This window comes from Sporosarcina sp. P18a, assembly GCF_002743135.1.
Taxonomy (GTDB): Bacteria; Bacillota; Bacilli; order Bacillales_A; family Planococcaceae; genus Sporosarcina.
In genome coordinates, this window is sequence record NZ_PDYQ01000001.1 from 208,153 (window position 1) to 222,540 (window position 14,388).

A 14,388-nucleotide genomic window follows, 5' to 3' on the forward strand; every position below is an offset into this window, starting at 1 on the left:
AATAAGATGTTATTGGAAAGCTCTGAATAGTCTTAGATAATAGTTAAAAGGAATCTGTTTTATGCTATACTATATATGAAGATAAAGGGCTATATAGATGGGGGTGTAAATATGACCAAATCCATTACAACACAAGCTGAAACGGTAGGAGAGGCGATCAAAGATGCGCTTGAAATTCTGCAATTGACGATAGATGACGTTCACATCCATGTAAAAAGACCCGCGGGTACCTCAATGTTCGGACTCAAAAGAGTGTTAGCAGAAGTAACAATTACTGAAAGAGAAAATACGAATAGCATACAAGAAGAATCAGAAAAAATTCCTGCGGGTGTCCGTATTCATGATGGACAATTGGAAGTTCGATTTGGTAAGCAAGCCTATCCGATTATTGTGCCTACGCCTGGCGTCGAACTGCTGATCAACGGAATCGAATGTACAGGACGGATGATCTTAGAGCCGACAGATCGTGTAGAGTGTGAGGCAATTACCGAAGAAGTGAATACTCAACTCGTCATACAACTGAGTGATGATCAGATGATTGCGACAGCTCTAGTGACGCCTGGAAAAAGAATCACGCGTACAGTGCAGAATACGCCTTGGAAACAAGTTCTCAAAATCCAAGCAATTGAAGAAGTACATGTATTCAACGAGTTGACGATAGATTCGCTAATGGAAGAACTGCATCGTATGGGGGTTGATCCATCCTATATGTCCATGAATGGTATTCAGCAAGCTGTAAATACGCTTGAGTTCTCAGAATTTGTCGTTGCTCGAGGAATTCTTCCTATTGAAAGTCAAGATGCACGTTTGGACATTCATTTGAATTTCAAAAAGCCAGAAGGTGATGATGATGCTCCTATTGATTTCCGCGAGCATAACTTTATTCCGACCGTGAAAGCGGGTCAGCTGATAGCTACGTATATCCCAGCGGTACAAGGGGTCAACGGCATAAATGTACTAGGCGTAACGTATAAAGTGAAACCACCTAAAGACGTGATCGTCCGTCCAGGTCCTACTGTAGATAGTATACTGCATAAGCTCTATGCGAAAATTGATGGAAGGCCCGTTATTGAGTGGCGCAGTAAACTCGCAAAGATTTATGTGAATCGAGAATATCGGCATGCTGCAGATGTCAGCTTGGAAAGCGGCAATATTCATTTTGAAGGAGATGTATGGATTGGCGGGAGTGTGCATCCTTCCATGTTCATTGCGGCTTCAGGCTTCATCACGATTATGAGGAATTGCACAAAGGCCTCCATTCGCGGAACCAAGTCTGTATTCATTCAAGGAAGTATTTTCTCATCTACTGTCACAGTAGGCATTCAGGAAAAGGTTATTACGATCATGATCAATGATTTGAAGGAAATTCTCGACTACTTACGCAATATCGACTCAGCGCTCGTTCAAATCTTTGCATTACGTGGTGAGAATCCTGAAGAGGTGCCGCCATTTATATTGAAGCAAGTCATTCAGTTATTATTGGAGCAAAAATATGCGGCGTTTACAGACATGAATCGACACTTTATACAAGTGGTGAAAAATCATACGAGAAGATTGGATCAAGAATGGCTAGGTTTAGCTGAGCGTTTATATCAGTTATTTGTCGACCCACTTAGAGAGGAACATACGAATGTTCTGTATTTACGAAAATTGATCGAGAAAGCGAATCAATTAATTGAAATTTACGGTGAGGAAATTCGTCCGGAATCCGTATTACAAGCGGCCTTCGCATTGAATAGTATTTTGTACAGTAACGGAGATATCCATATCCGCTCAAAAGGAGTCTATAATTGTTCTCTTACAGCGCTTCAAGATATTACTATTAAAGGCGTATGTCGTGGCGGGGAAGTCATTGCGGGGAGACATATAGAATTGGATGAAACGGGATCGCCCGCAGGAGTGAAAACATGTATTCAGACAAATGCAGGAGGAATCATACAAATTGGAAAGGCATATCCCGGGACATGGATTCAAATTGGTTCGCAACACCATGAAATCTTGCAGATTCGCCAGCATGTAACAGCAAAATTAAATGAGGAAGGCCTTTTATCTATTAAGTAAATGAATAATTCGCCAAATTTACAAATAGAAAATGTGGAAATAGAGGAATTCATCTTGAAATATCCTAAGATATGATAAAAAGTTCGTAGTTTTTTAAAAAAGATGTGAATAGAAGACGAAAATGCTTTAAACATGTTACGATATACTATAATATCTAAAGTAGTCACTTTATGCGCGAAGTGTGGGATAGGGGGATCATAGTGAGATGATATACGTCATCATTCCATTAGTTATCATCATTGTTCTAACAGTGATGGCATTTCTGTCTAGGCGAAAGCATATACAAGAAATCAGTGAAATGGAACAAGAAAAATTACAAATTCAAAACGAGCCAATATTTGAAGAAATGACGAAAGTAAAGCAGTTGAACATGACTGGCGAAACAGAAGAAATGTTCGAGAGATGGCGCAATAATTGGACAGAAGTAGTAGATGATCGCCTTCATAATGTAGATATGCTTTTACTGGATGCTGAAGGGCAAGTTGATCGTTTCCGCTTTAAGAAAGCAACGGAAACAGAAAAACAGATCCGCGAAATCTTGAACGAATGTGAAAAAGAGATGCGAACGATCTTGCAGGAATTAAACGAACTGATCGGCAGTGAAGAAAGAAATCGGTTCGAAATAGAAACGGTAAAAGAACACCACCGTGCCGCGCGCAAAAAGATCTTAGCTCATCAGTACGCATTTGGACCGGCAGTGGAGTCTTTAGAGAAAGAGTGGGAATCCTTCAATCCAAGGTTTGAAGAATACGACGCACTTATCGACAATGGAAACTACTTACAAGCGCGTGAAATTGTGATTGTACTAGGAGCAAAAGAAGAACGCTTTTCGTTTTTACTCGATGAGATTCCTGCATTACTTAATGAGTTGCAGACGAAAATACCTGCGGCTTTGCGAGAATTGCGTAAAGGAATTATCGAAATGGAAGGTCAGGAGTATTATTTAGGACACCTGAAAATGCCTTCTCGTTTCGAAAAAATCGAACAACAAATTGCGGATCTTCGACAGTTATTAGCACGCTTGGATGTGGAAGAAGTAGCAGCGGAAGTAAATGAAATTCATGACGAAATCGAATCATTCTATGATGTATTGGAAGAGGAAGTTAGTTCCCGTCATTACGTAGATGAGCATTTGGATCAAATGTTGGATCTGTTTGAAGAACTTCAATATGCGATTCCGGATACGATTGAAGAAGTGAAATTCGTTCAACAAAGTTACCGTCTTGATGAAAATGAAGTCGTTATTCCACAAATGGCATTGCAAAAATTGAACGCATTGGCGAAGCGAATTGAAATATTCATCGAACGTCAAGATGCGAAAAACTTGGCATACTCCGCTCAACAAATTGAGTTGCAAGAGCTAGTGGAAGAATTGGATGCCATTTCTGATGCGCATTCCAAGTTCAGTAGTCGTATTAAGAATCTTCGGATCGACGAAAATCTCGTACGTTCCCGCATTGTGACTCTTGCACAGCAACTTCAAATTGCGGATCGTAATTTACACCGTGCCAATATCCCGGGAATTCCCGATGATATGGAAGTGCAACTTGAAGAAGCAGATGAACAAATCTTCATTGTGAAGCAAAGTTTGGAAGAAGTGCCACTTAATATGGCGTTGGTTGAATCATATGTTGAAAAAGCAGATACAGTAGTCACTGATGTTTGTGCGAAAGCTGCAGATATGATTGAAAATGCATTGCTTGTAGAACGAATCATCCAATACGGTAACCGTTACCGTGCATCTCATCCGGACGTTCACACTAAATTGTTGAAAGCTGAAGAGTCCTTCATGCAATGCCGCTACTTAAGAGCATTGGAAGAAGCAGGTACTGCGGTGGAAGAAGTTGAACCAGGCGCCTTGAAAAAGATTCAAGGTATGATTCAAGTTAAAGTATAATTATATTCCGACAAAGCCACCGGTTTTCCGGTGGCTTTGTTTCGCTCATTCATATAGAAAGGAGAGAGTACGTATGTATTTTGATCATAGCGCCACAACCAAGCCGGATGAAAGAGTTCTCCGCACGTTCATGGATGCTTCCGAAACGTATTTTGCCAATCCTGCATCGCTACATGCGGAAGGAAAACGTACAGAAAAATTATTGGAACGTGCGCGAACACAACTGCTTGGAACGATCGGACTAGGATTGACGGAAGGAATCTTTACTTCAGGCGGAACAGAATCCAATAATCTTGCCATACTAGGTTATGTATACGCCAACCAACATAAAGGTCGTCATCTAGTTACGACATGTATCGAACATCCTTCTGTATTGAATGTTTTCAAGGAATTGGAAAAACAACACTTCATTGTGGATTATCTAACTGTAGATGAAGAGGGAAGAATTTCATTGGACGAACTCCAAGCGAAGTTGCAAAAAGATACGATTTTAGTTAGTATCATGCATGTTAACAATGAAATTGGTACGATTCAGCCCATTGAGGAATGCGCGAAAATCATTCATTCATCTTCACGTGCAATGTTCCATTCCGATTGTGTGCAAAGCTTTGGAAAACTCTTGCTTACTGATTTTACGGATGGTCCCGATCTTGTTTCATTATCGGCCCATAAAATTTATGGAATAAAAAATAGTGGATTTCTAGCGTATCGTCACAATATACGACTGCAACCCATGGTCTTTGGTGGCGGACAAGAACATAAATTGCGTAGCGGAACCGTATCGGTGCCACATGCGGCGGCCCTTGCGAAAGCGGCCCGTTTACTTGTAGAAGAAATAAATATGCAGCAGTTCCAGCAATGGCGCCATGAACTGGTTGCGTTTTTCTCGGAAATAGATGAATGCAAAGTATTGGCACCAAACGCGAGTGCACCTTATATACTATCCGTTGCATTTGCACGGATAACAGGGGAGATAGCGATTAACTTCCTGCAACAACAGGGAATAATCGTCTCGACTTCAAGTGCTTGTTCATCCAAGAATTCGGATGTAAGCCACGTGGTTGAAGCGATCCATGTACCTCGAGCGTTTGAAAAAGGCGTCATTAGAATTAGCTTAGGTAAAAATCAAACAAATGAAGAAATTAAACAATTGAAAGTAGCGGTTCGTCAATTAGTCGAGCTGATTAGAAAAGGAGTGGGGAAATGAACTGGAATACCATTTTAATTCGATATGGTGAAATGTCGCTAAAAGGAAAGAATAAAAGTAAATTTATACGTAAACTAAAGGCGAATATAAAAGCTGCGTTGTCCGATTTGGGAACTGTTACGATGCGTGCAGAACGTGACCGGATGTTCATTTATGCAGAAAAACCTGAAGAACTAGATCGTGCTGTTGAAATATTGCCGTCGATTTTTGGCATTCAATCATTCAGTCCCATTGTAATTTGTGAACCTACAGTGGAGGATATTAAAGAAACATCAGTAAAAGTTCTAGGTAAAACGGAAACTGCTGGAAAGACATTTAAAGTAGATGTCAAACGTACAGACAAACGTTTCCCACTCAATACGGGAGAATTGCAACAAGAATTGGGTGGTCATGTATTGAGGGCGTTCCCTGATTTGATCGTTCAAATGAAGAAACCCGAAATTTTATTATATGTAGAGATCCAGCAAGAAGCAGCATATATCTCTTCACACACCTATAAAGGTGCGGGTGGCATGCCAGTTGGCTCCAATGGCCACTCATTGCTATTATTGTCGGGAGGAATCGACAGTCCAGTAGCAGGCTATATGATGATGAAGCGCGGCGTGTCATTTGATGCCATTCACTTTGCCAGCCCGCCGTTCACGAGCGATTTGGCGTTAGAAAAAGTGGAAGACATTGTCAGACAACTAACAAAATTCGGCGCAGTCATTCGCTTGCATGTTATTCCGTTTACAGAGTTGCAACAAGCGATTGTAAAACAAGTACCAAGCAATTTGTCGATGACGACTACAAGACGAATGATGATGAAAGTTGCTGAACAAGTACGGAAAGACACGAATTCACTTGGTTTGATCACAGGTGACAGCCTAGGGCAAGTAGCAAGCCAGACACTTGAAAGTTTGACGGCTATTAACGAAGTCACGAATACACCCATCTTGCGTCCGCTCATCGCAATGGATAAATTAGAAATCATCCAGATTGCTGAAAAAATTGGCACGTACGATATTTCTATCCGTCCATATGATGATTGCTGTACCGTATTTACGCCACCGAGCAATAAAACGAAACCGCAAGTTGAAAAAGTGGCGTATTACGAAAGCTTCCAGGAGTTTGATGACATGGTGACGGAAGTCGCTAGACGACGTGTTACGACGATTCCGAGCAGACAGACAGAAGAAGACTTCGAAGACATGTTGTAAAGAAAAAATTACCTATTATCTTCCTTGCATGATATTTTGAAAAGTGACCATTCTAATGTCACAAGGAGGTGAACGACATGCCAAGTAGCAACAACAACAACTCAAACCAATTGTTAGTTCCCGGAGCGCAACAAGCACTTAACCAAATGAAGGAAGAAATTGCTTCTGAATTTGGAGTACAACTTGGGCCAGATTCCACATCGCGTGCCAACGGATCCGTCGGCGGAGAAATTACAAAGCGATTAGTGCGTCAGGCTCAATCACAAATGAACAATTCTAATCAGCAATCGTAAAACATGGGATGCCTCAGAAGCCATAGTGCTTCTTGGGGCATCTTTTTTGGATTGATTTTAAGTTAAAGGGGTGAGTTCAAGTGCTAAATGGAATAAGATAAGTGAAGCGATGGTTAGTGTGATGGGATTGAAGCGTCCCCTCCGAAGCGCCAATCCCACCCCAACAACAGTGCAAGCTTCATCATTCATTCCAACTAGCATACCGAAAAACCCGGTATACTATACGTTTCGTACCAGTATAATGAAGAAAAGTATATAAAGTTTTGAAATTTCACCATTCTATTTGTATACTTGTAGTATTACGCAAAAAGGGGGAATGGAAATGAACCGAGAAGAACTACTTGCGCCCGCTCGTTACAATATTGTTTCGGAATTCGAAAAATACGCAACGGGTGATGGCAGAAAAGCATTAATTTATGTAGATGCGCAAAATCAAGAACAACAAGTAACGTATGACGAACTCATCCAAGCAGCTAACCGTACAGCGAACGTGCTGACATCGAATGGCTTGAAAAAAGGGGATGTAGTGCTGGTCATGGTGCCGCGCATGATTGAAGCGTATGTGACATACATTGGTGCACTAAAGGCAGGACTTGTTGTAATCCCTAGTTCTGAAATGCTACGTTCCTCCGAAATTGAATATCGAATTGAACACAGTAACGCAAAAGCAATTATTGCATTTGACGCTTTTACTGATCAACTTGAACACGTAGAAAATCTTGAAAAAGTGACAGTCTATATTATCGGTGAAGCAAAAGAAGGGGAAGTCTCCTTGACTGCACAAGAAAAGAATGCTGCGTCAGAGTTTACCGCTTGTGATACCGCTAGTGACGATATGGCGTTTCTGTCGTATACATCTGGTACGACGGGCAAGCCAAAAGGTGTAGTACATACACATGGCTGGGGATATGCACACTTACGAACGACTGCACCAAACTGGTTAGGTATTGAAGAACATGATATTGTATGGGCTACAGCGGCACCAGGATGGCAGAAGTGGATTTGGACACCGTTCTTATCTGTTCTAGGAAGCGGTGCGGTAGGTTTTGTCTATAGCGGTAAATTCGATGTAGATAAATACTTACAGTTCCTGGATGATTACCAAGTCAATGTTCTTTGTTGTACGCCGACTGAATACCGATTTATTGCAAAAGCTAAAAATTTAGATGCTTTTTCACTCACTTCTTTGAAAAGTGCTGTCTCAGCGGGAGAACCATTAAATCGTGGTGTCATTGATATTTTCGAAAAGCAGTTTTCGCTTTCTGTTCGTGATGGATATGGACAAACAGAAAATACGTTGCTTGTTGGTACGATGATTGGAATGGAAGCGCGTCCTGGATCAATGGGTAAACCTACACCGGGAAATATCGTAGAGGTCATTAATGAGGAAGGTAAACCGGCAGACGTAGGTGTAGTAGGCGATATTGCCGTTCATAAATCAACACCTGCACTGTTTCAAGAGTATTTAAATGATCCTGAACGCACGAAGATGCAATTTAGAGGGGATTATTATATTACCGGAGACCGAGCGAAAAAGGATGAAGAAGGCTATTTCTGGTTTGAAGGGCGAGGCGATGATATCATTGTGAGCTCGGGTTATACGATTGGACCGTTCGAAGTGGAAGATGCTTTGATCAAGCATCCTGCAGTTCGTGAGTGTGCGGTAGTAGCAAGCCTTGATCCTGAACGTGGAAACGTCGTGAAAGCATTTGTCGTCTTGCGCGATGATACGGTAGAGTCAACTGAGAAACTCGTAAAAGAGTTGCAAAATCATGTCAAAGAACTGACGGCACCTTATAAATATCCTCGTAAGATTGAGTTTTTAGAAGAATTGCCAAAAACATCTTCAGGAAAAATCATGCGTATTGAGTTGCGCAAAAAAGAGCAAAATCAAAATTGATGTGGTCGTAAGGGGTTAAAAAGGACTGTCAAGAGTCGTTTTGTTCTGACTATTGACAGTCTTTTTCAGTTCATTTCAGAAGAACGTACGTTGGACTTTTTCAAAGAAGGAGTTATCTGGAAGTTTTGCGGTACGAATGACTTTATGGCTTAGTCGTGCTTCTACTTTCCCTACTTGTTTGATACCGAGCGCTTCGTTGTCTGCTGCAATGGAAGGAAATTCATTGCCTTCTTGTTGGATATTGAGCGTCAATGTTCGTTCATTGCTTAGGATGAACGACGTGCCGAGCGTACGGTACCGATTATTATTAACCGATGCAAGCTCTGTCACTTGGAAAGAAGGTAGCCGCGGATCAATTACAGCGCCCTTAACAGATTTATTATACGCTGTACTACCTGTTGGCGTGGAGATGATCATACCGTCGCCAAGAAATGTTTCGAATAATAAGTCATCGATGTAAATATCCATGACAAATGTTCGAATAATAGTAGAACGTATACTGAATTCATTCAGGCATAAGAACGGATTCTGCTCGTTAATCGACACTTCAAGGAGCGGATAATGGCGCTCTTCGATCGTTGCTTGTTGTAGTGTGTGTATAAGTGAACTAATGTCATCATATTTGAAATCACAATAGACGCCGTGTGCCCCTTTTACAGATGCTCCAAGGTAAAGAACATCCTGGCGAAAATCGGTTTTACGAACAGCTTGTAGGAATGTGCCGTCACTGCCGATACTGATGACTACATTGGCTTTCGTATGATCTTCTGTTAGTTTGAAACCTTCTTTTTTAAGGCGTTGTGTAATCACATGTTTTTTATGGACGGTGTCTTCGTCCAAACGGCTAAAGAGAAAAATGGTATGTAGAGAATTCATTTGAATCGTCTCCTTTTTCAGATAATAAAATAATTGTAACACGAATGAAACATTTGGACGATTAGGAACGTATAGGTAGATGTGAACAAAGGAGGAAATATAGTATGAATGCAAAAAGATGGATTGCTGTAGCAGTAGCCGCCACATTGATTATTGTGTCGGTTGGTATTAACGCGATGTCATGGGTCTTCACGAGAGACTGGAACAGTTTCGTCAATGAAATCAATTTGATGGAGACGAAAGTACAAGAAACAGTAGTAGAAGAAGGAAGCGTCAATGAGCGAATTGCAGTATTGACAGTAGATGGCGTCATACAAGACGTTGGTGAAGCGACAATCTTTAGTGGAGCGGAATACAACCATAAACAATTCATGACGCAATTGAAAGAAGCAGCAAATGACGACTCGGTGAAAGGAATTGTGCTGTCTGTTAATACACCAGGTGGCGGTGTATTGGAGTCATCTGATATTTATGATGCCATTACAGAAATTCAGGAAACGAAAGAAATTCCAGTCTACGCTGCGATGGGTGGCATGGCGGCTTCAGGAGGTTATTATATTTCAGCTCCTGCAGATAAAATTTATGTTCATCCTGAAACATTGACTGGTTCAATCGGTGTGATCATGCAATCGGTTAACTACGGAAAGTTGGCCGAAAAATACGGTGTGGAATTCCCGACGATCAAGTCAGGTCAATATAAAGACATGATGAGCCCGACTCGAGAGATGAAGCCTGAAGAACGTGCCATGCTACAGGAAATGATTGACGATTCGTATAAGCGTTTCGTTGATATTATTGTAGATGGACGCGGTATGTCAGAAGCGGCTGTCCGTAAAGTAGCGGATGGACGTGTTATGAATGGCCGCCAAGCAATTGAAGCGGGACTTGCAGATGATTATGGTAAGTTACCGGCAGTCATTGCTGCTATGAAAGAAGATTATCACTTAGAAAAGGCAGAAGTATTTGAATATGGAATGCCTACTAATTTAAAAGCCATTCTATCCATCAAAGCACATGATGTATTCAATGGCGATGTCGAATCACAAATCATGAAGAAATTACTGACTGAAAATACAGCACCACGCATGATGTATTTATACGGTGAATGAGAAGGAGGGAAACGATCATGACGAATGAACTGCTGGATACGCAACCAACTGTGCGACTTGAACAGACACTCGTACCAAAATATGCAGGTTTCTGGATCAGACTGTGGGCATTTTTAATCGACATGCTGATCATTTCGGCAATTAGCGGCATCTTTATCAAGCCGGTGTTTCGCGTACTTGATATTGCGATCACCAAGCCCTCTGCTTTTTTATTCAGTCCGTATAAAGTGACTGCACTTGTCTTGTTATTGTTGTATTTTATCTTGATGACGAAAATAGCAGGGCAAACCGTAGGGAAAATGATCATGGGAATTCGTGTGATGAAATCAAACGGTGAGAAAGTAAGTTGGGGCTCCGTTATTTTTAGAGAAGGTTTCGGCCGTTTCATTTCACAAATGCTATGGATTCTATATTTGCTTGTTTTGTTCTTACCTCAAAAGAAAGCCCTTCATGATGTCTTTGCCGACACAGTTGTCGTTCATGAACGAACATTCGAGAGAAAAGAAGTGCAGAAAATCATTCATCCTGAACACCATCAGTTGCATGAAGACCCTACGGTTTAGTACACTAGATTAAAAGGAGTGGTTAGGTATGGTACAAGTTACATTCAAAGATAATCCGATTCATCTGTTAGGTTCAGAAGTGAAAGTTGGAGATCAGGCACCAAGCTTCACAGTGCTTGCTAATGATTTGAATCCTGTTACACTTGAAGATTCAAAAGGTAAAGTACGTTTGATCAGTGTGGTGCCTTCTGTTGATACAGGTGTATGTTCCATCCAGACAAAGCGTTTCAACGACGAAGCAACAGCGCTCGGTGACGATGTGGAAGTCATGACAATTTCTTGCGATCTTCCGTTTGCACAAGGGCGTTGGAAAGAAAATGAGAAAGTGGAAAATTTACACTTATACTCTGATCATCGCGATCTTTCATTTGGTACAGCATTCGGTACAGCGATTGAGGAATTACGTTTATTGACTCGTTCAATCTTCGTTGTCGATCGTGACGACAAAGTCACATACGTAGAGTATGTAAGTGAAGCGACTGACCACCCGGACTATGATGCAGCGATTAAAGCAGTAAAAGAATTGAATTAATTAAAAAACCCACCTGAAACGAGAGGTGGGTTTCTTCTTGGAGGAATTTCAAATGAACAACATGGAAAAAGTTTTTACGTATTACGATAATCATGCGGCGGCTACGGAAGGTTTGTATTTGGATGCTGTGCTCGAAGCTAGTGAAAAATGGCTAGATCAACCATCCGCAGTAGACTTACAAAATCCTGAAAAGGAAGAAATCCGTAAAGGTATTCAGCTAGCCTTATTAAAAGGATTGAAACAGTCTACACAAGCTCATCACCAAATGACTCCTGATACGATTGGCTTTTTGATGGGGTATCTCGTCAATAAACTATTGGATTCTACGCACCCCGTAACATTTCTCGATCCTGCAGCAGGAACGGGGAATCTTTTGTTTACAGTATTAAATCAATACAAAGGTTCCGCTTCTGCCAGTGCAGTTGAAATCGATGATGTGTTGATTCAAATCGCTGCAGCAACAGCCAATTTATTGGAGCTACCGGTATCGTTTTATCTACAAGATGCGCTTCGTCCGTTACCTATTGATGTAGTCGATGCGGTAGTAAGTGATTTACCTGTAGGCTATTACCCTGACGATGAAGTGGCTATGGATTATGAACTAATGGCAAATGAAGGTCATGCGTTCTCTCATTATTTATATATTGAACAATCTATGCGCTATGTGAAGCCCGGTGGTTACGGATTATTCATCGTTCCTTCCAAGTTGTTAACTGCTGAAGGAGCAGAACCTATTTTGAAATTTGTTAAAGAACATAAATTATTGAGAGGCTTGCTTGAACTGCCTTCTTCATTATTTGCAGATCAACGCTTTGCTAAAAGTATTTTATTGTTACAACAACCACCAAATGAGAACTTTGTCTTACCGGATGTGCTGTTAGCGAAAATACCTGAACTTGGGAACGCTACTGCTATGCAACAGTTCTTCAATAAACTACATGCATGGATGCAAGAAGAGGTAGAGTGACGAATAGTCACTTCTCTTCTTTTTTATTTTCAAAAGATATTAGCAGAAAGATCACGCACAACTCATGAATTCAATTGCTTTTAGAATAGGTAGATACTATAATAAATTCAAACGTTCTACGACGTAATTATTATAAGGGGTGGATATTTTTGCCGAAGATCTTGTCGATCAATGCTGGAAGTTCTTCATTGAAGTTTCAATTAATTGAAATGACGAACGAAGAAGAAATTACTAAGGGGTTATTCGAACGAATTGGACTAGAAAATTCCGTTTTTACAATGGCGACTGCCGAGAAGAAAATCGAGAAAGTAGTGGATATTACTAACCACTCGATGGCTGTTGAAATGCTTTTGGAACATTTACTGAGTGAGGGAGTCGTTTCATCATATGATGAAATTGACGGAATCGGTCACCGTGTAGTTCACGGGGGAGAGCTATACAGTGATTCGGTATTAATTACTGACGAAGTAGTTGAGAAGCTTGAAGAGATTTCAAGTTTCGCGCCTTTGCATAATCCAGCAAATATTGTAGGAATTAAAGCGTTTGAGAAAGCTTTGCCAAATACACCATCTGTTGCAATCTTTGATACAGCATTCCATCAGACAATGCCCGAGAAAGCGTTTTTGTATGCGTTACCATATGAATACTATGAAAAGTATGGAATTCGTAAATACGGTTTCCATGGGACGAGCCATAAATACGTAACGGAGCGTGCTGCCAAGATCTTGAATAGACCTCTTGAAGACACACGTCTCATCTCTTGTCACTTAGGTAACGGAGCGAGTATTGCAGCTGTTAAAGGTGGTAAGTCAGTGGACACATCCATGGGCTTCACTCCGTTAGCAGGAGTAATTATGGGTACGCGTTCAGGTAATATTGACCCGGCTCTTATTCCATATATGATGGAACATACGAACGAGTCAGCTGAAGAAGTAGTCAACACATTAAATAAAAAATCAGGACTACTTGGAATCAGTGGATTTTCAAGCGACTTGCGCGATATTACGGAAGCTGCAGAACAAGGCAATCACCGTGCGCAATTGGCACTTGATGTCTTCACAGACCGGATCCACCAGCACATCGGGCAATACGCAGCTGGAATGGGTGGAGTGGATGCGATCATCTTCACAGCAGGAATTGGAGAGAACAGTGCAATCGTTCGTGAAAAAGTAATGAACGGATTGGAATTTATGGGTGTCTACTTTGATCCAAGCCTAAACAACATTCGCGGCGAAGAAGCGTACATCAGCTTCCCACACTCACCAGTCAAAGTACTCATCATCCCGACAAACGAAGAAATCATGTTAGCTCGCGATACAGTGCGAATCGCTGGAATTCCAGTGCCAGCAGAAGCAGAGAAAGTAGCAGTTGAATAAATAAAACAAAGTCCCGACCGTCAGAACGCTGATAGTCGGGACTTTTATTAGATCGTAATAGCGTATTTTACTGCAATCACTAAGACGCTTGCGAATGTCTCTTAGCTAAGCTAACTTTGAAGGAGCGTTCATTTGGTTGGAGTGGGAATCTATACACGTTACTATTATACGAGACGTAAACTAGTTGATCGACATTCCAGGCGGCGACTCTCGATGGATCAGCGTGAGCCTTGAGACCCTGTCAGGTGCCTTAATTTCTGCAAAGTACACAGCAATACGGCAAAGCGAACCCTTCGCTGTTCGCTTGGCTCAAGCCATGCCCATGGGAAAGAGTCCGCCTAGAATGTCGGTCAACGGTGCCCGCTATACTATATCTCTTGCAATTGACGCATGAAAAAACTGCCACAA

The 14,388-nt window shown here is 41.3% G+C and carries 12 protein-coding genes; 11 read left to right on the plus strand and 1 reads right to left on the minus strand.

All coding sequences use genetic code 11. The annotated features are described in order from the left end of the window. Positions 1-111 precede the first annotated feature (111 nt). The 6 genes from CSV75_RS01040 to mbcS all read left to right on the plus strand — a co-directional run bounded on the left by CSV75_RS01040 (position 112) and on the right by mbcS (position 8,557). A complete protein-coding gene (locus tag CSV75_RS01040; protein WP_158231556.1) occupies positions 112-2,061 on the plus strand; it encodes a flagellar assembly protein A in 1,950 nt (649 codons plus the stop codon). A 205-nt stretch (positions 2,062-2,266) separates the two neighbouring features. Next, positions 2,267-3,958, plus strand: coding sequence for a septation ring formation regulator EzrA (gene ezrA / locus CSV75_RS01045; protein ID WP_099629636.1), 1,692 nt, complete (start codon positions 2,267-2,269; stop codon positions 3,956-3,958). Positions 3,959-4,031: 73 nt separating this feature from the next. After that, positions 4,032-5,165: a cysteine desulfurase family protein gene (locus CSV75_RS01050; RefSeq protein WP_099674389.1), complete on the plus strand. Its 1,134-nt coding sequence runs from the start codon at positions 4,032-4,034 to the stop codon at positions 5,163-5,165. Then, on the plus strand, positions 5,162-6,364 hold the full coding sequence (gene thiI / locus CSV75_RS01055) for a tRNA uracil 4-sulfurtransferase ThiI (protein WP_099674390.1): 1,203 nt from the start codon (positions 5,162-5,164) through the stop codon (positions 6,362-6,364). Before CSV75_RS01050 ends, thiI begins: the two co-directional genes overlap by 4 nt. 77 nt (positions 6,365-6,441) lie before the next feature. Then, positions 6,442-6,657: an alpha/beta-type small acid-soluble spore protein gene (locus tag CSV75_RS01060; protein ID WP_099629639.1), complete on the plus strand. Its 216-nt coding sequence runs from the start codon at positions 6,442-6,444 to the stop codon at positions 6,655-6,657. A 322-nt stretch (positions 6,658-6,979) separates the two neighbouring features. Further along, complete coding sequence (mbcS, locus tag CSV75_RS01065; RefSeq protein ID WP_099674391.1) at positions 6,980-8,557, plus strand: acyl-CoA synthetase MbcS; 1,578 nt, start codon at positions 6,980-6,982, stop codon at positions 8,555-8,557. Between the two features lie 75 nt (positions 8,558-8,632). On the opposite strand, the gene CSV75_RS01070 is transcribed toward mbcS, so the two are convergent. Continuing rightward, on the minus strand, positions 8,633-9,433 hold the full coding sequence (locus tag CSV75_RS01070) for an NAD kinase (RefSeq protein WP_099674392.1): 801 nt from the start codon (positions 9,431-9,433) through the stop codon (positions 8,633-8,635). Positions 9,434-9,537: 104 nt separating this feature from the next. Between CSV75_RS01070 and sppA the strand changes: the two genes are divergently transcribed. From sppA to CSV75_RS01095, 5 genes are all read left to right on the plus strand, one after another. Further along, the gene (sppA, locus tag CSV75_RS01075; protein ID WP_099674393.1) at positions 9,538-10,542 is read left to right on the plus strand and encodes a signal peptide peptidase SppA; all 1,005 of its coding nucleotides are present in this window, start codon (positions 9,538-9,540) and stop codon (positions 10,540-10,542) included. 17 nt (positions 10,543-10,559) lie between these two features. Then, entirely contained in the window at positions 10,560-11,105 is a 546-nt protein-coding gene (locus tag CSV75_RS01080; protein WP_233191560.1) for an RDD family protein, read from the plus strand. Between the two features lie 28 nt (positions 11,106-11,133). Next, positions 11,134-11,637 (plus strand): thiol peroxidase, encoded by a 504-nt coding sequence (gene tpx / locus CSV75_RS01085; protein ID WP_099629642.1) that lies wholly within the window; start codon positions 11,134-11,136, stop codon positions 11,635-11,637. Between the two features lie 52 nt (positions 11,638-11,689). Beyond that, the gene (locus CSV75_RS01090; protein ID WP_099675307.1) at positions 11,690-12,604 is read left to right on the plus strand and encodes a class I SAM-dependent methyltransferase; all 915 of its coding nucleotides are present in this window, start codon (positions 11,690-11,692) and stop codon (positions 12,602-12,604) included. Between the two features lie 149 nt (positions 12,605-12,753). Then, a complete protein-coding gene (locus CSV75_RS01095) occupies positions 12,754-13,980 on the plus strand; it encodes an acetate kinase (RefSeq protein ID WP_099674394.1) in 1,227 nt (408 codons plus the stop codon). The last annotated feature ends 408 nt before the right edge of the window (positions 13,981-14,388 follow it).